13 protein-coding genes and 1 pseudogene are annotated in these 18,534 nt (G+C 74.5%); 10 read left to right on the top strand and 4 right to left on the bottom strand.

Annotated elements, in window-relative coordinates:
* Window positions 1-91: 91 nt before the first annotated feature.
* Window positions 92-1,220: pseudogene (locus tag ACFYYT_RS34975) on the bottom strand (type ISP restriction/modification enzyme).
* 141 nt (window positions 1,221-1,361) lie between these two features.
* Here ACFYYT_RS34975 and ACFYYT_RS34970 point away from each other — a divergent pair.
* Window positions 1,362-1,532 (top strand): hypothetical protein, encoded by a 171-nt coding sequence (locus ACFYYT_RS34970; RefSeq protein ID WP_351822568.1) that lies wholly within the window; start codon window positions 1,362-1,364, stop codon window positions 1,530-1,532.
* Between the two features lie 93 nt (window positions 1,533-1,625).
* On the opposite strand, the gene ACFYYT_RS34965 is transcribed toward ACFYYT_RS34970, so the two are convergent.
* Both ACFYYT_RS34965 and hmgA read right to left on the bottom strand, forming a co-directional pair.
* A complete protein-coding gene (locus ACFYYT_RS34965; protein ID WP_351822565.1) occupies window positions 1,626-2,375 on the bottom strand; it encodes a GntR family transcriptional regulator in 750 nt (249 codons plus the stop codon).
* Between the two features lie 85 nt (window positions 2,376-2,460).
* The gene (hmgA, locus tag ACFYYT_RS34960) at window positions 2,461-3,789 is read right to left on the bottom strand and encodes a homogentisate 1,2-dioxygenase (protein ID WP_351822562.1); all 1,329 of its coding nucleotides are present in this window, start codon (window positions 3,787-3,789) and stop codon (window positions 2,461-2,463) included.
* 152 nt (window positions 3,790-3,941) lie between these two features.
* Here hmgA and ACFYYT_RS34955 point away from each other — a divergent pair, with 152 nt between their 5' ends.
* The 8 genes from ACFYYT_RS34955 (at window position 3,942) to ACFYYT_RS34920 (ending at window position 16,420) form a co-directional block, all read left to right on the top strand.
* The gene (locus tag ACFYYT_RS34955; RefSeq protein WP_351822559.1) at window positions 3,942-6,071 is read left to right on the top strand and encodes a right-handed parallel beta-helix repeat-containing protein; all 2,130 of its coding nucleotides are present in this window, start codon (window positions 3,942-3,944) and stop codon (window positions 6,069-6,071) included.
* Window positions 6,072-6,705: 634 nt separating this feature from the next.
* Window positions 6,706-7,515 (top strand): hypothetical protein, encoded by an 810-nt coding sequence (locus ACFYYT_RS34950; protein ID WP_351822580.1) that lies wholly within the window; start codon window positions 6,706-6,708, stop codon window positions 7,513-7,515.
* A 116-nt stretch (window positions 7,516-7,631) separates the two neighbouring features.
* Window positions 7,632-8,975 (top strand): hypothetical protein, encoded by a 1,344-nt coding sequence (locus ACFYYT_RS34945; RefSeq protein WP_351822577.1) that lies wholly within the window; start codon window positions 7,632-7,634, stop codon window positions 8,973-8,975.
* A 45-nt stretch (window positions 8,976-9,020) separates the two neighbouring features.
* Entirely contained in the window at window positions 9,021-9,641 is a 621-nt protein-coding gene (locus tag ACFYYT_RS34940) for a TetR/AcrR family transcriptional regulator (protein WP_351822557.1), read from the top strand.
* A 279-nt stretch (window positions 9,642-9,920) separates the two neighbouring features.
* Complete coding sequence (locus tag ACFYYT_RS34935) at window positions 9,921-12,155, top strand: molybdopterin-dependent oxidoreductase (RefSeq protein WP_351822555.1); 2,235 nt, start codon at window positions 9,921-9,923, stop codon at window positions 12,153-12,155.
* 73 nt (window positions 12,156-12,228) lie between these two features.
* Window positions 12,229-13,725, top strand: coding sequence for a citrate:proton symporter (locus ACFYYT_RS34930; RefSeq protein ID WP_351822552.1), 1,497 nt, complete (start codon window positions 12,229-12,231; stop codon window positions 13,723-13,725).
* Window positions 13,726-13,824: 99 nt separating this feature from the next.
* A complete protein-coding gene (locus ACFYYT_RS34925) occupies window positions 13,825-15,237 on the top strand; it encodes an aldehyde dehydrogenase family protein (RefSeq protein ID WP_351822549.1) in 1,413 nt (470 codons plus the stop codon).
* A 97-nt stretch (window positions 15,238-15,334) separates the two neighbouring features.
* Complete coding sequence (locus tag ACFYYT_RS34920) at window positions 15,335-16,420, top strand: Zn-dependent alcohol dehydrogenase (RefSeq protein WP_351822546.1); 1,086 nt, start codon at window positions 15,335-15,337, stop codon at window positions 16,418-16,420.
* Window positions 16,421-16,531: 111 nt separating this feature from the next.
* On the opposite strand, the gene ACFYYT_RS34915 is transcribed toward ACFYYT_RS34920, so the two are convergent.
* Complete coding sequence (locus ACFYYT_RS34915; protein WP_351822543.1) at window positions 16,532-17,266, bottom strand: TetR/AcrR family transcriptional regulator; 735 nt, start codon at window positions 17,264-17,266, stop codon at window positions 16,532-16,534.
* A gap of 87 nt (window positions 17,267-17,353) precedes the next feature.
* On the opposite strand from ACFYYT_RS34915, the gene ACFYYT_RS34910 reads away from it, so the two are divergent.
* Window positions 17,354-18,505: an acyl-CoA dehydrogenase family protein gene (locus ACFYYT_RS34910; protein WP_351822539.1), complete on the top strand. Its 1,152-nt coding sequence runs from the start codon at window positions 17,354-17,356 to the stop codon at window positions 18,503-18,505.
* Window positions 18,506-18,534: the final 29 nt, after the last annotated feature.

Genomic DNA, 18,534 nt, shown 5'->3' with positions numbered 1-18,534 from the left:
GAGTACGTCCAGTACGAGCGCTTCCGGCCGGCACGCCGAGAGCACGCACCGGACGCCGCTCCTTGACGGGCAAACGTTGCCTGACGCGGCACTAGAGCAGCGCGAACTGGCCGCCCGGGCCCTCCTCGTGGTGGTCCAGCACCGAGGCCGGGCGCCGGGCGCAGCGCGGCGGCGGCAGCACCCCCGCCGCCGCGAGCGCGTCGGCGGTCAGCGAGGGGCCCGGGGCGAACGCCGCCCGCTCCGGGGCCAGATCGGCCAGCAGCGCCAGGGTCGTCACCAGGGCCGTCAGCTCCGAGGTCCAGGCCTGCGGCCACTCAACGGGGCCGAGCGCCTCCAGCCCCCGCGCACCGGGCTCCCGGTGCGCGTTCCGGGCGGCGAACCAGGCCTCCAGCACGCGCACGCCCTGCGCCTCGTACTCCCACGCCGACGCCGGGACCGGGGAGACGACCCCGTCCCCGAGGAACAGCTCCTCCGTCTCCGGGTCGTGGCGGAGCTCCCGCGGCCAGGCCGTGACCGCCGCCCGGACGTACGGGCGCCGGCCGGCGGGCAGCCGCGGCGGCTCCCCGCCGCGCGCCCCGCGCAGCTGGACGGTGAGCAGGCGGTGGCCCAGCTCCAGCCCGGCCCGCCAGCGCTCAGGGTCCGCCGCGAGCGGGACCTCGTACCCCCGGGGGCCGGGCCGGCCCGCGGCGAGGATCCAGCACAGCACGTCCTCCGGGGTGACCCAGCCGCCGTGGCGCGCCCCCAGCAGCGGCAGCAGGCCCGGCGCCAGGTTCGGCTCGGCCCCGCCCGCCCGGGCGCCGGTGCAGGGGACGGATCCGGCCCAGCCGGCCCGCCGGGAGGTGGGCGGTGACCAGGGGCTCCGGGGTCTCGGCGACGAACAGCTGCTGTGCGTCGAGGACCCGCCACAGCTCGGGGCGGGCCGAGTCGATCAGCCGCTGGTCGGGCAGCAGCCACTGCTCGTCGAAGGGCGCGCGGACCACCCGTACGGGGTCGGGGAACGGGCCGGGTGCCTCGGAGAACCGGGCCGTGGCCGCCGTCCGCTGCCCCGGCAGGGCGGCCGCCCCGGCGGCGGGCGTACGGGTCCGGCTCGGGCGGAACAGCCGCTCCCGCTCCGGCCCTTCGGCCCCGGTCAGGACCGTCCAGCGGGTCCGCAGGGTGGCCGGATCGGGCGCGGCCACCCAGTCCCTGCCCAGGCGGAGGCCGCCCACGGACCAGGGCATCAGATCGTCCAGCAGCGGTACGTCGTCGCTCACCCGGCAGATGGTAGCGACGGTGTGCCGGGCCCGGGCCGTGTCCCGGCCGAAGCGTTACGCTCCTTATGTACCCCTATACGCCCATCCGTACGGAACAGGGAGTCGGGCATGAGCCAGTACGACGAGTATTCGACACCCTCGCAGGCCGAGGGCGAACGCCTCGACGAGGACATGGACGACAAGCAGCGCAAGGAGCGGCACCCCCAGACGATGCGCACGACGCCCTCCCAGGCCGAGGGGGAGCGGGGCGCGGAGGAGGCGGGTGACGAACGGCGATAGCGGCGGCCGCCCGGGTCCGGCGCCCGGACCCGGACGCTCGGCTCCGGGCACCCGGACCCGGAGCCGGACCCAGACCCAGACCCGGCCCCGGCCTCAGGGGGCGTCGACCGTCACCGTGAAGGAGAAGCGGTCGCCCCGGTACCGGATCCGCGCCACGTCGGCCACCCGCCCGTCCTCGTCGTACGTCACGCCCGTGTAGTGCAGGATCGGGCTCAGCAGCGGGACCTGGAGCAGTTCGGCCGTGACCGGGTCCGCCAGCCGCGCCTCCACGGTGTCGGTGATCCGGCTGATCCGGACCCCGACCACGTCGCGCAGCACCTTCGTCATCGGCCAGCGCACCAGGTCGTCCAGGCCGACGGCGTCGGCGAACTCCGGGCGCACCGCGTTCTCCGCCCAGTTGGTCGGCTCCCCGCTCTCCCCGTCGTGGCGGAGCCTGCGGTACGTCACCACCTCGGCGATGTCCGGAAAGTGCTCCAGCAGTTCCCCGGACACCGGGGTCCGCTCGCGGCCGAGAACCGTCGTACGTTCGCCCGACTGCTGGGCGACGATCGCGTCGACCGACCCCAGCAGCCGCACCGGGGCGCTGCGCCGGGCGCCCGGCTCGATGAAGGTGCCGCGCCGCCGGTGCCGGCTGATCAGCCCCTCGCCCTCCAGCTCCTTGAGCGCCTGCCGCATCGTCAGGACGCTCACCCCGTAGTGCTCGGCGAGCTGCTCCTCGGTCGGCAGGCGCAGCGAGGCGTCCGGGGTGCGTCCGAGTATGGAGGCGCGCAGGGACTGGGACACCTGGTACCAGAGGGGCAGCTTCCGGTTCAGTACGAGGGAGTCGGGGGCGAAGGCGGTCACGGGTGGTTCTCCGAACGGCGGCAGGCTGGAGCGCGGGCGGCGGCGCGCGCACGTGTCTTTCCCGCCGTGCGCGCGCATGCGCATGTTAGGCGCGGAAGTGGCGCTGGAGACCCTCCCAGACATCGTCATATCCGCGCTGGAGGTGGTCCGCACCGGCCGCCTGGGGGGTGGCGGTGATCGGCCAGCGGGTCTCGAACATGAAGGCCAGGCCGTCATCGATCTTCTGCGGCTTGAGCTCGGCGGCGCTGGCCCGGTCGAAGGTCTCCCGGTCGGGGCCGTGCGCGGACATCATGTTGTGCAGCGAGCCGCCGCCGGGGACGAAGCCCTCGGCCTTGGCGTCGTAGGCACCCTCGATCAGGCCCATGTACTCGCTCATCACGTTGCGGTGGAAGTACGGCGGCCGGAAGGTGTCCTCGCCGACGAGCCAGCGCGGCGCGAACACCACGAAGTCCACGCCCGCCAGCCCCGGGGTGTCGGAGGGCGACGTCAGCACCGTGAAGATCGACGGGTCCGGGTGGTCGTAGCTGATCGACCCGAGGACGTTGAAACGGCGCAGGTCGTAGACGTACGGGACGTGCGTGCCGTGCCAGGCCACCACGTCGAGCGGGGAGTGGTCGTACGTCGCGGCCCAGAGGTTGCCGCAGAACTTGTTGACCACCTCGGTCGGGCGCTCGACGTCCTCGTACGCGGCCACCGGCGCCCGGAAGTCACGGGCGGCCGCCAGGCCGTTGGCGCCGATCGGGCCCAGGTCGGGCAGCTCGAAGGGCTGGCCGTAGTTCTCGCAGACGTACCCGCGGGCGGGCGCGCCGCCGGCGCCGTCGTCCAGCAGCTCCACGCGGAAACGGACGCCGCGCGGGATCAGGGCCACCTCGCCGGGGCCGGCGCTCAGCAGGCCGAACTCGGTGCGCAGCAGCAGGCCGCCGCGTTCCGGGACGATCAGCAGCTCGCCGTCCGAGTCGCTGAACACCCGGTCCGTCATGTCGGCGTTGGCGGCGTAGAGGTGGACGGCCATGCCGGTGCGCTGGGTGGCGTCGCCGTTGCCGCCCAGGGTCCACAGTCCGGCCAGGAAGTCGGTGCCGGGCTCCGGGTCGGGCAGCGGGTTCCAGCGCAGCCGGTTGGGGTCGGGGACCGCCTCGGTGAAGGGCGCGGTGCGCAGGGCGCCGTTGCCGGTCCGGACGAAGGCGGGGTGCGCGGCGGAGGGGCGGATCCGGTACAGCCACGAGCGGCGGTTGTGGCTGCGGGGCTCGGTGAAGGCGCTGCCGCTGAGCTGCTCCGCGTACAGGCCGAGGGGGGCGCGCTGGGGGGAGTTGCGGCCGTGGGGGAGTGCGCCGGGCACGGCCTGCGAGCTGTGCTCGTTGCCGAAGCCGGTGAGGTACTCCAGCGCCTCCGCCGTCTTCCTGGCCTGCTCACTCATGGGCTGCTCCCGCTCCGTCGAAGGAATCCTATGGCTGACAGTAGGATTCCGCGCGCCGCCCGTCAACGCCCTCCCGCGGCCGCGTGGCCGAATCCGCCGGATCGCCGCGCGAGGGGATCCCAAAAGATGAACAATGCTCTACTCTCTCGCGCATGTCGTGGACCCGCAGGTTCCCTGCCGTGCCGGCGGCGCTCCTCGCCGCCCTGCTCGCCTTCCTGTCCCTCCTCGCCGCCGCGCCCGCCGCCCGCGCGCACGAGGAGCGCCCCGTTACCCTCCCCGACGGCACCGGCTCCGTCCCGGCCTACCGTGCGACCGAGCCCGACCTGATCGTCTGCAAGACCGACCGGGCCGCCTTCGAACGCCGGATCGCCGCCTTCCCGGACGCCCTGCGCAACCGCAACCTCGCCCTCTACGAACGCTGCGAGAAGTCCGGCTACCGCCACCTCCAGGAGGCCGTCGACGCTGTCGACCGCCCCGGCATGAACATCGCGATCCTCCCCGGCCTCTACGAGGAGGAGCCCTCGCTCCCCAAGCCGACGGGCGAATGCGCGCAGCTGAAGGCCCCCAACTCCGCGCTGGGCTACCAGATCCTGTCGTACGAGCAGCAGGTGCGGTGCCGGCACAACCAGAACCTCGTCGCCATCCTCGGCAAGAAGGACCTCCAGATCGAGGGCACCGGCGCCGCCCGCACCGACGTCGTCATCGACGCCAAGTACCAGAAGCTCAACGCCATCCGCGCCGACAAGTCGGACGGCGTCTACTTCCGCAACTTCACCGCGCAGCGCACCACCTTCAACTCCCTGTACGTCCTGGCCGGCGACGGCTTCGTCATCGACGACGTGCTGACCCGCTGGAACGACGAGTACGGCTTCCTGACCTTCGCCAGCGACCACGGCCTGTACAAGAACTGCGAGTCGTACGGCAACGGCGACTCCGGCATCTACCCGGGCAGCGCCTCCAACATCAACGACGGGCGCGGCTACGACGTGCCCCGGTACTCGATCGAGATCACCGGCTGCCGCAGCCACCACAACATGGTCGGCTACTCGGGCACCGCCGGGGACTCGGTGTGGGTCCACGACAACGAGTTCGACCAGAACATGGGCGGCGCCTCGATGGACAGCGCCTTCCCCGGGCACCCCGGCCTCCCGCAGAACCACGCCCGCTTCGAACGGAACCTGATCCACGACAACAACGCCGACTACTACCACTACGTCGCCGACGGCACCTGCGCCAAGCCGCCCGTGGAGCGCGGCTACGAGCAGGGGGTGGTCTGCCCGCAGATCTCGATGCCGCCGGGCACCGGCATCATCACCGCGGGCGGCAACTGGAACCTCTACGAGGACAACTGGGTGTACGGGCACCGGCGCGCGGGCTTCTTCCTCAGCGCGGTACCGGCCTTCATCCGCGGCGAGGAGAACTGGTCCAAGCAGACCGACACCTCCCACCACAACCGGTACGCGGGCAACACCCTCGGCAAGGACAAGACCGGCGCCTCCCGCCCCAACGGCACCGACGTGTGGTGGGACGGACAGGGCCGGGGCAACTGCTGGCAGGACGGCCCCGACGGCTCCACCCCGGGCACCCTGCCGCAGTGCGGGGACGCGCGCGGGACGGTCAGCGGCGGCTCCGCCCGGCTGGTCGGCGAACCGGTGAAGCTCACGCAGCTGCTGGTCTGCGCCGACTACAACGTCCAGGCCCGCAAGCTCCCGGCGGGCTGCGACTGGTACGGGGCCCGCGGCCTGGAGCGGGTGGAGACGCAGCTCGCCGTGGCGGTGGCGGCGGTGCTGCTGCTGGTCGGCGGGGTGCTGTGGTGGCGCCGCCTGCGCGGCTCCCGGCTGGGCACGACGGCGTCCCTGCTGGGGCTGGCCGGGCTGGCCCTGGACGTGGCCGGCTCCACCATGCCCCTCCAGGACACCTTCGTCCCGGCGCTGGCCCTGCTCCTGCTCGGCCTGTGGTGGACGGGTGCCGGGCTGGCCCTGCGGCCCGGGCGCCCCTGGCTGGCGCGCCTGACCCTGCTCCTGGGGGCCCTGACCCTGCTGGACGCCTTCGACAAGGCCGTCCTGATGATCCCCTGGATCCCGCTGAGCCCGGCCTGGGTGCGGGCCCTGGTCGCGGTGGTGTGGGTGCTGTGGGCCGTCGTCGCCGCGGCCCGCCCCGGCCCGCCCGCCCCGGCCCGCCCCACCGGCCCGGGCGACACCCCGTCGGGCGACCGGACCCCGGTCCCCGCCGGCCCCGCCCCGGCCCCCGACCGCCACGCCGACGACCCACCCACCCCCTGACCCCCACCCCACCCGCGCCCGCCTCGCGGCGCCACGGCGAGCGCCGCCCGGGCCCCGCGCCACGGCGAGCGCCGCCCGGGCCCCGCGCCACGGCGGGCGGCGCCCGGGGCCGTGCCACCGAGCCCCGGCACCGCGTCACGGCGTCACGGCGAGCGGCGCCTCAACCCCGCGCCACCACACACCGCGTCACGGCGAGCGGCGCCCCGGCGTCGCGCCGCCCGCGAAGGCCGCCACCACCCCCGCGAGACCCCACACCCCGACCCCGCACCCGCGACCCCGCACACCGAGCCGCCCGCCACGGCGGGCGGCACGCAGCCCCCGCGCTCCGTCCGAGGCGTCCCGTCACCCCGGTGCCTCGGGCGGCGCCCCGCCCGAGCGGAGGCACGCCGCCCCCGGCGGGGTCGGTCGCCCGGCACCCGGCACCCGGGCCACGGGCCCCGGCGGGGGCCCCGCAGGGTGTGCGGCCCGCTCCCACACCCATCGGAGGACCTCAGTGAACGTCCCCGCGCAGGACCGCATCCGGTGCGACGTCTGCCGGCCGCCCGGCTCCCGCCCCGAACCCGGCTCCCCGCCCGGGCCCCGGCCCGGGCCGGGGCCGCGCCGGCGGGCCGCCCGTACGGCGGCGCTCGTCGCCGTGCTCCTGCTGCTCACGGGCGGCGCCGCCACCGGCTGCGGCGGCAGGGCCACCACCCACCACAAGCCCGGCACCACCCACGAACAGGCCTCCGGCAACACCGGCACGCTGCTCGACGCCCAGGACGGAGGAGGCCACCCCCTGCGCGAGGTCCCCGCACAGGGCGCGCCGGAGGTGAAGCTCTCCGCCCGCCCCGACTCTGAGGACGGCTGGAACCTCCAACTGACCGTGGCGAACTTCCACTTCACCCCCGACAGCACCGGCGGCGCCGCCCTCCCGGGCGCGGGCCACGCCCACCTCGACCTCGACGGCCACAGACTGGCCCGGGTGTACGGCCCCTGGTTCCACCTGCCCGCGGCGCAGGTGCCCGAGGGCGCGCACACCCTGACCGTCCGCCTCTACGCCGACGACCACACCGCCTGGGCCGTCGCCGGCAAACCGGTCGAGGCGTCCGTCCCGCTGACCGGGGGTCCTCCGGGCCAGGAGTCCCACAGCCATCCCGCGGCCACCCCGACCGCCCCGTCGGCGCCCTCCGGGGCGCCGCAGGCCGACCGGACCGTCACCCTCGCCGTCCGGGACGGCAAGGTCATCCCCGCGACCGGACGCACCGAGGTCAAGCGCGGCGAGCGCATCGCCCTGCGGGTCACGAGCGACCGCGCCGACACCCTGCACGTGCACGGCTACGACAAGGAACTCGCCCTGCCCGCCGGCCAAGAGGCCACCCTGGTCCTGACGGCCGACCGTACGGGCCTCTTCGAGGTGGAGACCCACGCGTCCGGGCTCGTCCTGACCCAGCTCCTCGTCCGATGACCCCCGGCCTCGGGGCGGCAGCCCTGAGCCGGGCGTTCTCGCCCGCGGAGTGGCCCGGCGTCCGGCCGGCCCCGCTGCCGGGAGCAGTGGCGGCCCCGATACCGGGGCCGGGCCCGATGCCGGTGGCGGAGTCCGGGGCGGGGGCGGGCCAGGGCGTGGTCCTTCACCCGGCCGACCCGTCGACCCTGCTCGCGCACGGGATCGGCTCCCAGCACGACCTGCCCATCTCCCCCTTCTACGCCTTCGCCGGAGCCTTCGCGGCCCTGTTCGTCTCCTTCCTCGCGCTCGGTCTCCTCTGGTCCTCCTCCCGCTTCCGCGCAAACCGCTCCGGCCTGCCCCTGCCCGCCGGGCTCCAGCGGGTGGCCGACGCGCCGGCCACCCGCACCGCCCTGCGCGGACTCGGTCTCGCCGCAGCCCTCGCCGTGCTCCTCCACCTCCTCCTCGGTCCCGACGACCCCAGCCGCAACCCCGCTCCCGGCGCCGTCTACGTACTCCTCTGGGTCGGACTCGTCCCCGCCTCCCTCCTCCTCGGCCCCGTCTGGCGCCTCCTCAACCCGCTGCGCACCCTGCACCGGCTGCTCTCCCGGGCCCGCCGCCGCCCGCCCGCCGCAGGCAGGCCCCTGCCCGCCCGGATCGGCCTGTGGCCCGCCGCCGCCGGGCTGTTCGGCTTCACCTGGCTCGAACTCGTCTCTCCCGATCCCGCATCCACCACCACCCTCCTGATCGCCCTCACCGGATACACCGCCCTCCACCTGCTGCTCGCCGCCCGCTTCGGCGAGCGCTGGTTCACCGACGCCGACGCCTTCGAGGCCTACTCCGGCCTGCTGGCCCGGCTCTCCCCGCTCGGCCGCCGCGACGACGGCCGCCTGGTCCTGCGCAACCCCTTCCATGGACTCGACGCGACGCCCGAGCGGCCCGGACTCGTCGCCACCGTCTGCGTCCTGCTCGGCTCCACCGCCTACGACGGCTACTCCGACAACCCCGCCTGGATCAACGCCGTCCAGACCTCCCCCCTCGGCCGCACCCCCGCGGCCACGCTCGGACTGTTCGCTTCCATCGCCCTCGTCGCCACCCTCTACTGTGTGTGCACGGCGGCCACCCGCCTCGTCAGCGGACCGCACCCGCGCCCCCTGACGGCCTTCGCGCACTCACTCGTACCGATCGCCCTCGGCTATCTGATCGCCCACTACTTCTCCCTCCTCGTGATCGAAGGACCACGCACAGTCATCATGGCACTCGGCACTGACAACGCCCCCGAGCCCAGTCCCCCCTTGGGTCCTGGCGGTCTGGCCGCCCTCCAGGTGATCGCCGTCGTCAGCGGGCACGTACTCGGAGTGATCGCCGCGCACGACCGCTCCGTACGGCTCTTTCCGCCCGCCAGGGCCGTGGCCGGCCAGCTGCCGCTGCTCGCGCTGATGGTCACCTACACGATCGGCGGCCTCACCCTCCTGCTGAACTGAGGCCCCGCCGCCGGGCCGCTGGACCCACACGCCAGGAGCGGCATGATGGACCCCGTGCCTCCCGCCCATCCCCTGCGCCGGACCCCGGTCCAGCAGCGCAGCGCCGAACGCCTCGCCCGGATCCTCGACGCCTGCGCCGAACTCCTCGACGAGACCGGCTACGAGAACCTCAGCACCCGTGCCGTCGCCCAGCGCGCCGGAGTACCCATCGGGTCCGTCTACCGCTTCTTCGGCAACAAGCGGGCCATGGCCGTCGCGCTCGCCCACCGCAACCTCGACCGCTACGCCGACGGCATCCAGCAGCGGCTCGCCGCCGTCCCGGCCACGCACTGGCGACCCGTCGTGGACGCCGTCCTGGACGAGTACCTGGCCATGAAGCGCAGTGTCCCCGGGTTCGCCCTCGTCGACTTCGGCGTGCCCGCCCCGCCCGCCGAGGGCCCGGCCTCCGATCCGAACCACCAGGTCGCCGAACGCCTCACCACGCTGCTGTGCGGTCACCTCGGGCTCAGCCCCGACCCGACCCTCGAACGGGCGGTCCTGGTCTGCGTCGAGGCCACCGACGCGCTCGTCCAGCTGGCCTTCCGGTCCGATCCGGCCGGAGATCCCGGGATCGTCGTCGAAACCCGGGCCATGATGCACTCCTACCTGGCCCGCGTCCTGGACTGACCGCCTGACCGCCTGACCGCCTGACCGCCTGACCTCCCCGCCCCCGCCTGGCCTCCCCGCCCGCCCCTGCCCGCCCGGCGCGTACCGCCCGGCCGCTCGGGGACGGTGGTGGCCGCAGCCCCCTCCCCTCCGTGCCTACCGGTCGGTATGCTCGGGGCGCCCGCCCGCCCGTGGCGTACGGCCGGGCCGCACGCGCCGTAAGCGGCGTGCGGCCGAGCCCTGCGACCGGGTCCGTGCCGGGCCGCGCCCGTGCCGCCGCCAGCTGCCCCCGGAGGGCCCATGCCCCGCACCGCCCCGCGCATCTGCCCACTCTGCGAAGCCACCTGCGGCCTCACCCTCACCATCGAGGGGACCACCGTCACCGGCGCCCGGGGCGACCGCGACGACGTCTTCAGCCGAGGCTTCATCTGCCCCAAGGGAGCGGCCTTCGGGGCGCTCGACGCGGACCCCGACCGGCTGCGCACCCCCCTGGTCCGCCGCGCCGGACAACTGCGCGAGGCCACCTGGGAGGAGGCCTACGCCGCCATCGCCGCCGCCGTTCCCGCCCTGGTCCGCGCGCACGGACCGCAGTCCGTCGGCGTGGTCCTCGGCAACCCGAACGTCCACACCATGGCCGGCGCCCTCTACCCGCCGCTGCTCGTGGGCGCCCTCGGCACCCGCAACCTCTTCACCGCCAGCACCCTCGACCAGATGCCCAAGCACGTCTCCAGCGGGCTGCTCTTCGGCGACCCCTTCGCCATCCCGGTACCCGACCTCGACCACACCGACTTCCTGCTGCTGCTCGGCGCCAACCCGGTGGAGTCCAACGGCTCCCTGTGCACCGCCCCCGACTTCCCCGGCCGGCTCAAGGCGCTGCGGGCCCGCGGCGGCACCCTCGTGGTGGTCGACCCGCGCAGCACGCGCACCGCCCGGCTCGCCGACCGGCACCTCGCACCCCGGCCCGGCAGCGACGCCCTGCTGCTCGCCGCGCTCGCGCACACCCTGCTCTCCGAGAAGCTCACGGCCCCCGGCCGGCTCGCGGAACACACCGAGGGACTCGGGGAACTCGCCGACGCCCTCGCGAGTTTCACTCCCGAGGCCGTCGCCCCCGCCTGCGACCTCACGGCTGCCGAGATCCGCGACCTCGCCCGCGAGCTCGCGGCCGCGCCGACCGCCGCCGTCTACGGGCGGATCGGCAGCTGCACCGTCGAGTACGGCACGCTCGCCAGCTGGCTGGTCGACGTACTGAACATCCTCACCGGCAACCTCGACCGGCCGGGCGGAGCCCTCTTCCCGCTCCCGGCGGCCGGCCCGCGGCCCCGCCCCGCGGGTCCCGGCCGGGGCTTCGCGCTGGGCCGCTGGCACAGCCGGGTCAGCGGTCACCCCGAGGCCAAGAGCGAACTGCCCATCGCCGCACTGGCCGAGGAGATCGAAACCCCGGGGGAGGGGCGGATCCGCGCCCTCGTCGCCATCGCCGCCAACCCGGTGCTGTCCGCCCCCGACGGACGGCGGCTCGACGCCGCCCTGGCCGGGCTCGACTTCATGGTCAGCGTCGACCCGTACCTCAACGAGACCTCCCGCCACGCCCATGTCGTCCTGCCGCCACCGCCCCCGTCCCAGAGCGCGCACCACGACTTCGCCTTCAACGGCTTCGCCGTCCACAACCAGGTGCGCTACACCCGCGCCGCCGTCCCCCTCGAAGCCGGGCGGCTCGACGAGTGCGAGATCCACGCCCGCCTCGTCCTGGCCGTCTCCGGCGCGCACGGCACCGCCGGCCCGTCCGCCGTCGACGAGTCGGCGATCCAGGGCGCCCTCGCCAAGGAGACCGCCGACCGGCGCTCCCCGCTCCACGGCGCGGACCCGGCCCGCCTCGCCGCACGGCTCACCGGCGAGAACGGCCCCGAGCGCCGGCTCGACCTGATGCTCCGGCTCGGCCCGTACGGGGACATGTTCGATCCCGCCGGACAGCCGGACGGGCTCAGCCTGGAGCGGCTGCTCGCCCACCCGCACGGCATCGACCTCGGCCCGCTGCGGCCACGGCTCCCGGGCGTGCTCCGGACCCGCAGCGGCAGGATCGAGCTGCTCCCGGACCCGATCGCGGCCGAGCTCCCCCGGCTGCGCGCGGCGCTCGCCGACCGCCCCGCCGCCCTGGTGCTCGTGGGCCGCCGCCACCTGCGGTCCAACAACAGCTGGCTGCACAACGTCCCGGCCCTCACCGGAGGTTCCAACCGCTGCACCCTCCAGGTCAACCCGCGCGACGCCGAGCGGCTCGGCCTCACCGACGGGGGCCGGGCCAGGGTCACCGCCGACGGCGGCAGCCTGGAGGTGCCCGTCGAGGTCACCGACACCGTCCGGACCGGGGTGGTCAGCCTCCCGCACGGCTGGGGCCACGACCGGGCCGGGACCCGGCTCGCGGTGGCGGCCGCCGCGCCGGGGGTCAACGTCAACCAGCTCCTCGACGGCAGCCGGCTCGACCCGCTCTCCGGCACGGCCGTGCTCAACGGCTTCCCCGTGGAGCTGCTGCCCCTGCCCTGAGCTGGGGTTTTGCTCGTATTGCTCACGCGTCGACGTCTTGTTGGCGCCCGTGGGCGGCACCTACGTTCCCTGCATGCTGACCTTCCTCGGCTTCGCCATGATCGCCACCTTCCTGGTGCTGATCATGCTGAAGAAAATGTCGCCCATCGCGGCGCTCGTCCTCATCCCCGCGCTCTTCTGCGTGTTCGCCGGAAAGGGCGCGCACCTGGGGGACTACGTCATCGAAGGCGTCGGCAAGCTCGCACCGACCGCCGCCATGCTGATGTTCGCCATCGTCTACTTCGGCGTGATGATCGACGTCGGCCTGTTCGACCCGATCGTCCGGGGCATCCTGCGCTTCTGCAAGGCGGACCCGATGCGCGTCGTGGTGGGCACGGCCGTGCTCGCCGCGATCGTCTCGCTCGACGGGGACGGCTCGACGACCTTCATGATCACCGTCTCGGCCATGTACCCGCTCTACAAGCGGCTCGGCCTGAGCCTGGTGGTCATGACGGGCGTCGCCGCGACCGCCAACGGCGTGATGAACACCCTGCCCTGGGGCGGCCCCACGGCCCGCGCCGCCACCGCGCTCAAGGTGGACGCGGCCGATGTCTTCGTCCCGATGATCCCCGCCCTCGCGGCGGGGCTGCTGGCCGTCCTCGTGCTGGCGTACGTCCTCGGTCTCAGGGAGCGCCGCCGCGTCGGCTCGCTGGTCATGCCCGTCGAGGAGACCGCAGGGGCCGCACGGGCGGTGGAGACCGGGGAGACCGAGGAGGAGTCCCTGGTCACGGTGGGGCAGGGCGGGCAGGGTGCCCGTTCCGCCGCCGACTCGGGCGCCCCCGCCCCCGCCCCCGCCCCCGCCCCCGCCCCCGCCGCCGCGGGCTCCGGCGCCGGGCCGGACGCCACCGCCGCCGGTGCCGCGTACGCCGCGGAGCCGCGGGGCGAGGTGTTCCAGGGGCTCGACCCCGACCGGCCGACGCTGCGGCCCCGCCTCTACTGGTTCAACGCGAGCCTCACCGTCGTCCTGCTCACCGCGATGATCATGGAGCTGCTCCCGATCCCGGTGCTGTTCCTGCTCGGGGCCGCCCTCGCGCTCACCGTGAACTTCCCGCACATGCCCGACCAGAAGGCCCGCATCGCCGCGCACGCGGACAACGTCCTCAACGTCGCGGGCATGGTCTTCGCGGCCGCCGTCTTCACGGGCGTGCTCAGCGGTACGGGCATGGTCAAGCACATGGCGGACTGGCTGGTCGGAGCCATCCCCGAGGGCATGGGGCCGCACATGGCCCTCGTCACCGGGCTGCTCAGCCTGCCGCTGACCTACTTCATGTCGAACGACGGTTTCTACTTCGGCGTCCTGCCCGTCCTGGCCGAAGCGGGCGCCGCCCACGGGGTCTCCCCGCTGGAGATCGCCCGTGCCTCCCTCGTCGGGCAGGCCCTGCACATGTCGAGCCCGCTGGTTCCGGCCGTCTACGTCCTCGTCGGCATGGCCCGGGTCGAATTCGGCGACCACACCCGGTTCACCGTGAAATGGGCGGCCCTCACCTCCCTGGTGGTCCTGGCGGCGGGGATGCTTTTCGGCATCATCTGATCCCGGCGGACCCTGGCGCCCGGAAAACTACCGACGCTAGTTTGTATGGTGTCGACGACGTCAGGTCCACGCGCTCGTACGTGCTCGGGAGGAAATGCCATGAAGGCCCACGACGGGATGTACATCGGCGGGGAATGGCGGCCCGCCGCCGGAGCCGACCGGATCGAGGTCGTCAACCCGGCCGACGAGCAGGTCCTCGCCACCGTCCCGGCCGGCAGCGCCGAGGACGTGGACGCGGCCGTACGCGCGGCCCGCGCGGCCCTCCCCGGCTGGGCGGCCACGGCTCCGGCCGACCGGGGCGCCCTGATCGGGGCCCTGCGCGATGTGCTGGCCGCCCGGAAGGGCGAGATCGCCGAGACCATCACCGCCGAACTCGGTGCCACCCTCGGCTTCTCGGAGGCCGTCCACGTCGGGGCGCCGATCGCCGTGGCCTCCTCCTACGCCGAGCTGGCCGCCTCGTACGCCTTCGAGGAGCGGATCGGGAACTCCACCGTGCTGCTGGAGCCGGTCGGCGTGGTCGGGGCCATCACCCCCTGGAACTATCCCCTGCACCAGGTCGTTGCCAAGGTGGCACCCGCTCTCGCCGCCGGCTGCACCCTCGTCCTCAAGCCGGCCGAGGACACCCCGCTGACCGCACAGCTCTTCGCCGAAGCCGTGCACGAGGCGGGCATCCCGGCCGGAGTCTTCAACCTGGTGACCGGTACCGGCCCGGTCGCCGGCCAGGCGCTGGCCGAGCACGAAGGGGTCGACCTCGTCTCCTTCACCGGCTCGACCGCCGTCGGCAAGAAGATCGGCGCCATCGCGGGCGCCGCCGTCAAGCGCGTCGCCCTCGAACTCGGCGGCAAGTCGGCGAACGTCATCCTGCCCGGAGCCGATCTGGCCAAGGCCGTCGCGGCGGGAGTCGCCGACGTCATGAGCAACTCCGGCCAGAGCTGCAACGCGCTCACCCGCATGCTCGTCCAGCGGGAGCAGTACGAGGAGGCCGTGTCCCTCGCGGCCGCCTCCGTCGCCAAGTACCCCACCGGCGACCCCCGTGATCCGGCCACCCGCCTCGGCCCGGTGATCAACGCGAAGCAGCAAGCCCGCGTGCGCGGGTACATCACCAAGGGCATCGACGAGGGGGCGCGCCTCGTCGCCGGCGGCCCCGACGCGCCCCACGAGCAGGGGTACTTCGTCACCCCGACCGTGTTCGCGGACGTCACCCCCGAGATGGCCATCGCGCAGGAGGAGATCTTCGGCCCCGTGCTGGCGATCCTCCCGTACGAGGACGAGGAGGACGCCGTGCGCATCGCCAACGGCACCGTCTACGGCCTGGGCGGCGCCGTCTGGGCGGCGGACGCGGAGACGGCCGCGGCCTTCGCCCGCCGCATGGACACCGGTCAGGTGGACATCAACGGCGGCCGCTTCAACGTGCGCGCGCCCTTCGGCGGCTACAAGCAGTCGGGCGTGGGCCGTGAACTGGGCCCGCACGGCCTGGGGGAGTACCTCCAGACCAAGTCCCTGCAGTTCTGACCAGGTCCCTGCAATGCTGATCACGTCCCCGCAGTTCTGACCGCGGCCCCGCCGCACTGACCGCGCAAGCACCCGAAGACCGAAGGAGACGACGACCATGGTCCGTGCCGCCATCCTGCCCGCCGTCGGAGCCCCGCTGGAGATACGGGACATCGTGCTGCCCGAACCCGGCCCCGGGCAGGTCCGGGTGCGGCTCGCCGCAGCCGGCGTCTGCCACTCCGACCTCTCCCTCACCAACGGCACCATGCGGGTTCCCGTCCCCGCCGTCCTGGGCCACGAGGGCTCGGGGACGGTCCTCGCCGTCGGTGAGGGCGTCACCCACGTCGCCCCGGGCGACGGTGTGGTGCTCAACTGGGCCCCCTCCTGCGGGGAGTGCCACTCCTGCCGGCGCGGCGAGGTGTGGCTCTGCGCGAAGGCCCTGACCGGGGTCGGCGCGGTCCACGCCCATGACGCGGAGGGCACCGAGCTGCACCCCGGGCTCAACGTCGCCGCCTTCGCCGAGGAGACCGTCGTCGCGGCGAACTGCGTCCTGCCCGCGCCCGCCGGGATCCCGCTGCCCGAAGCAGCCCTCCTCGGCTGCGCGGTGCTCACCGGCTACGGCGCCGTCCACCACAGCGCCCAGGTCCGTCCGGGCGAGTCGGTGGCCGTGTTCGGGGCCGGCGGGGTCGGTCTGGCGGCGCTCCAGGCCGCCCGGATCGCCCAGGCGGGCCCGATCGTGGCCGTCGACGTCTCCCCGGCGAAGGAGGAGCTGGCCCGCGCGGCCGGGGCCACCCACTTCGTGCTCGCCTCCGACACCACCGCCAAGCAGATCCGCGCGCTCACCGGCGGACAGGGCGCGGATGTCGCCGTCGAATGCGCCGGCCGGGCCGCCAGCATCCGTGCCGCCTGGGACTCCACCCGCCGGGGCGGCCGCACCACGGTCGTCGGCATCGGCGGCAAGGAGGAGCGGGTCACCTTCCACGCCCTGGAGATCTTCCACTTCGCCCGCACCCTCACCGGCTGCGTCTACGGCAACAGCGACCCGGCCCGCGACCTCCCGGTGATCGCCGAGCACGTCCGGGCGGGCCGCCTCGACCTCGGCGCGCTCGTCACCGACCGCATCACCCTCGACGGCATCCCGGCCGCCTTCGACGCCATGCTCGCGGGCAAGGGCGGCCGCGCCCTGGTCGTCTTCGGAGCCTGACCCGCAGCCCCGCCCGGGCCGCAGCCCCGCCCGGGCCGCAGGTGCCCGGGCCGGGCCGCGCCCCGTGCCCGGACCGGGGGCCGGGGCGCGGCTACGGGGTGATCCGGCCGGTCATGCGGAGGGCGTCCGGAGCGCCTCGTACTGGAGGGCCAGGCCGTCCAGGAGGGCGGTGAGGCCCGTCTCGAAGGCGCCCTCGTCCACCTCGCGGCCGCGTTCCGCCAGCAGGTGGGCGCGGCCCAGGTGCGGGTAGTCCACCGGGTCGTACGCCGCCTCGTCGTCGACGAAGCCGCCGGCGAAGGAGGCCACTGCCGAGCCCAGGATGAAGTACCGCATCAGGGCGCCGATGCGCGTCGCGTGGGCCGGGGGCCAGCCCGCCGCCGTCATCGCCCCGAACACCGCGTCCGCCAGCCGGAGTCCGGCGGGCCGCCGTCCGGGCCCCCGTGCCAGCACCGGCACGATGTTCGGATGGTCCGACAGGGCGTCCCGGTAGGAGTGCGCCCAGGCGTGCAGCGCCGACCTCCAGTCGCCGGGGCCCCGGCCGCCGTCCCGGCCGTCGCCGTCCCGGCCGTCGCCGTCCCGGCCGCCGCCCTCCCGGCCTTCGCCGTCCCCGTCCCCGCCGTGGCCCTCGAACATCGACAGGTCGACCCGGGCGCTCACCGCGTCCGCCACCGCCTCCAGGATCGCGTCCTTGGTCCGGAAGTGGTTGTAGAGCGACGGCCCGCTGACTCCGAGCGCGGCCGCCAGCCGCCGCGTGGAGACGGCCTCCAGCCCTTCCGCGTCCACCAGCGCCCCGGCGGCCTCGACGATGCGGTCTCTGCTGAGGAGGGGCTTGCGCGGTCTGGCCATGCGCCACATAGTAGGCCCTGACCGCCATAAACTACCGGCGCTAGTTAAACGCCCGCGGCCCGCCACAAGACCCGCCCGGAGGCCCCCGTGAACCTGGAGCTCAGCGAGGAGCAGGAGGCCGTACGCGCCCTCGCCCGCGCGTTCACCGACCGCGAGATCGCCCCGTACGCCGCCGACTGGGACCGCGCCGAGAGCGTCGACCGGTCCATCGTGAGGAAACTCGGCGACCTGGGCTTCCTCGGCCTCACCGTCCCCGAGGAGTACGGCGGCTCCGGCGGCGACCACCTCTCCTACGTCCTCGTCACCGAGGAACTGGGCCGCGGCGACTCCGCCGTGCGCGGCATCGTCTCCGTCTCCCTCGGCCTCGTCGCCAAGACCGTCGCCGCCTGGGGCACCGAGGAGCAGAAGCGCCACTGGCTGCCGCGGCTGTGCTCCGGCGAGGCGCTCGGCTGCTTCGGCCTGACCGAGCCCGGCACCGGTTCCGACGCGGCGGCCCTCGCCACCCGCGCCGTGCGCGAGGGGGACGCGTACGTCATCAGCGGCAGCAAGATGTTCATCACCAACGGCACCTGGGCCGATGTCGTCCTCCTCTTCGCCCGCACCGGCGGCGAGCCCGGCCACCGCGGGATCTCCGCCTTCCTCGTCCCCGCCGACACCCCCGGCCTGACCCGCCGCGAGGTGCACGGCAAGCTCGGCCTGCGCGGCCAGGCCACCGCCGAACTCACCCTCGACGGCGTCCGCGTGCCCGCCTCCGCCCTCCTGGGCCCCGAGGGCAAGGGCTTCTCCGTGGCCATGTCAGCCCTGGCCAAGGGTCGGATGTCGGTGGCCGCCGGCTGCGTCGGCATCGCCCAGGCGGCGCTGGACGCGGCCGTCTCGTACGCGGCGCAGCGCGAGCAGTTCGGCAAGCCGATCGCCCACCACCAGCTGGTCCAGGAGCTGATCGCCGACATCTCCGTCGACGTGGACGCGGCCCGGCTGCTGACCTGGCGCGTGGCCGACCTGATCGACCGCGGCCGCCCCTTCGCCACCGAGTCCTCCACCGCCAAGCTCTTCGCCTCCGAGGCGGCGGTGCGCGCCGCGAGCAACGCCCTCCAGGTCCACGGCGGTTACGGATACATCGACGAGTACCCGGCCGGGAAGCTGCTGCGCGACGCCCGCGTGATGACCCTCTACGAGGGCACCAGCCAGATCCAGAAGCTGCTAATCGGCCGTGCCCGCACCGGCGTCTCCGCGTTCTGACGCACGGCCCGCCCCGCACGGCTGAGTAC

The sequence above is a fragment of the Streptomyces sp. NPDC002032 genome (assembly GCF_042890765.1).
GTDB lineage: Bacteria > Actinomycetota > Actinomycetes > Streptomycetales > Streptomycetaceae > Streptomyces.
Note: the sequence above shows the minus strand (reverse complement) of the source record. Positions and strands in the feature narration are given on the sequence as shown.

What these genes read in the sequence shown, in the direction of transcription:
- ACFYYT_RS34955 (WP_351822559.1), top strand. Translation starts at nt 3,942, where the DNA reads ATGTCGTGGACCCGCAGGTTCCCTGCCGTGCCGGCGGCGCTCCTCGCC.
- ACFYYT_RS34915 (WP_351822543.1), bottom strand. Translation starts at nt 17,266, where the DNA reads ATGGCCAGACCGCGCAAGCCCCTCCTCAGCAGAGACCGCATCGTCGAG.
- ACFYYT_RS34945 (WP_351822577.1), top strand. Translation starts at nt 7,632, where the DNA reads ATGCCGGTGGCGGAGTCCGGGGCGGGGGCGGGCCAGGGCGTGGTCCTT.
- ACFYYT_RS34920 (WP_351822546.1), top strand. Translation starts at nt 15,335, where the DNA reads ATGGTCCGTGCCGCCATCCTGCCCGCCGTCGGAGCCCCGCTGGAGATA.
- ACFYYT_RS34925 (WP_351822549.1), top strand. Translation starts at nt 13,825, where the DNA reads ATGAAGGCCCACGACGGGATGTACATCGGCGGGGAATGGCGGCCCGCC.
- ACFYYT_RS34930 (WP_351822552.1), top strand. Translation starts at nt 12,229, where the DNA reads ATGCTGACCTTCCTCGGCTTCGCCATGATCGCCACCTTCCTGGTGCTG.
- ACFYYT_RS34935 (WP_351822555.1), top strand. Translation starts at nt 9,921, where the DNA reads ATGCCCCGCACCGCCCCGCGCATCTGCCCACTCTGCGAAGCCACCTGC.
- ACFYYT_RS34970 (WP_351822568.1), top strand. Translation starts at nt 1,362, where the DNA reads ATGAGCCAGTACGACGAGTATTCGACACCCTCGCAGGCCGAGGGCGAA.
- hmgA (WP_351822562.1), bottom strand. Translation starts at nt 3,789, where the DNA reads ATGAGTGAGCAGGCCAGGAAGACGGCGGAGGCGCTGGAGTACCTCACC.
- ACFYYT_RS34940 (WP_351822557.1), top strand. Translation starts at nt 9,021, where the DNA reads ATGGACCCCGTGCCTCCCGCCCATCCCCTGCGCCGGACCCCGGTCCAG.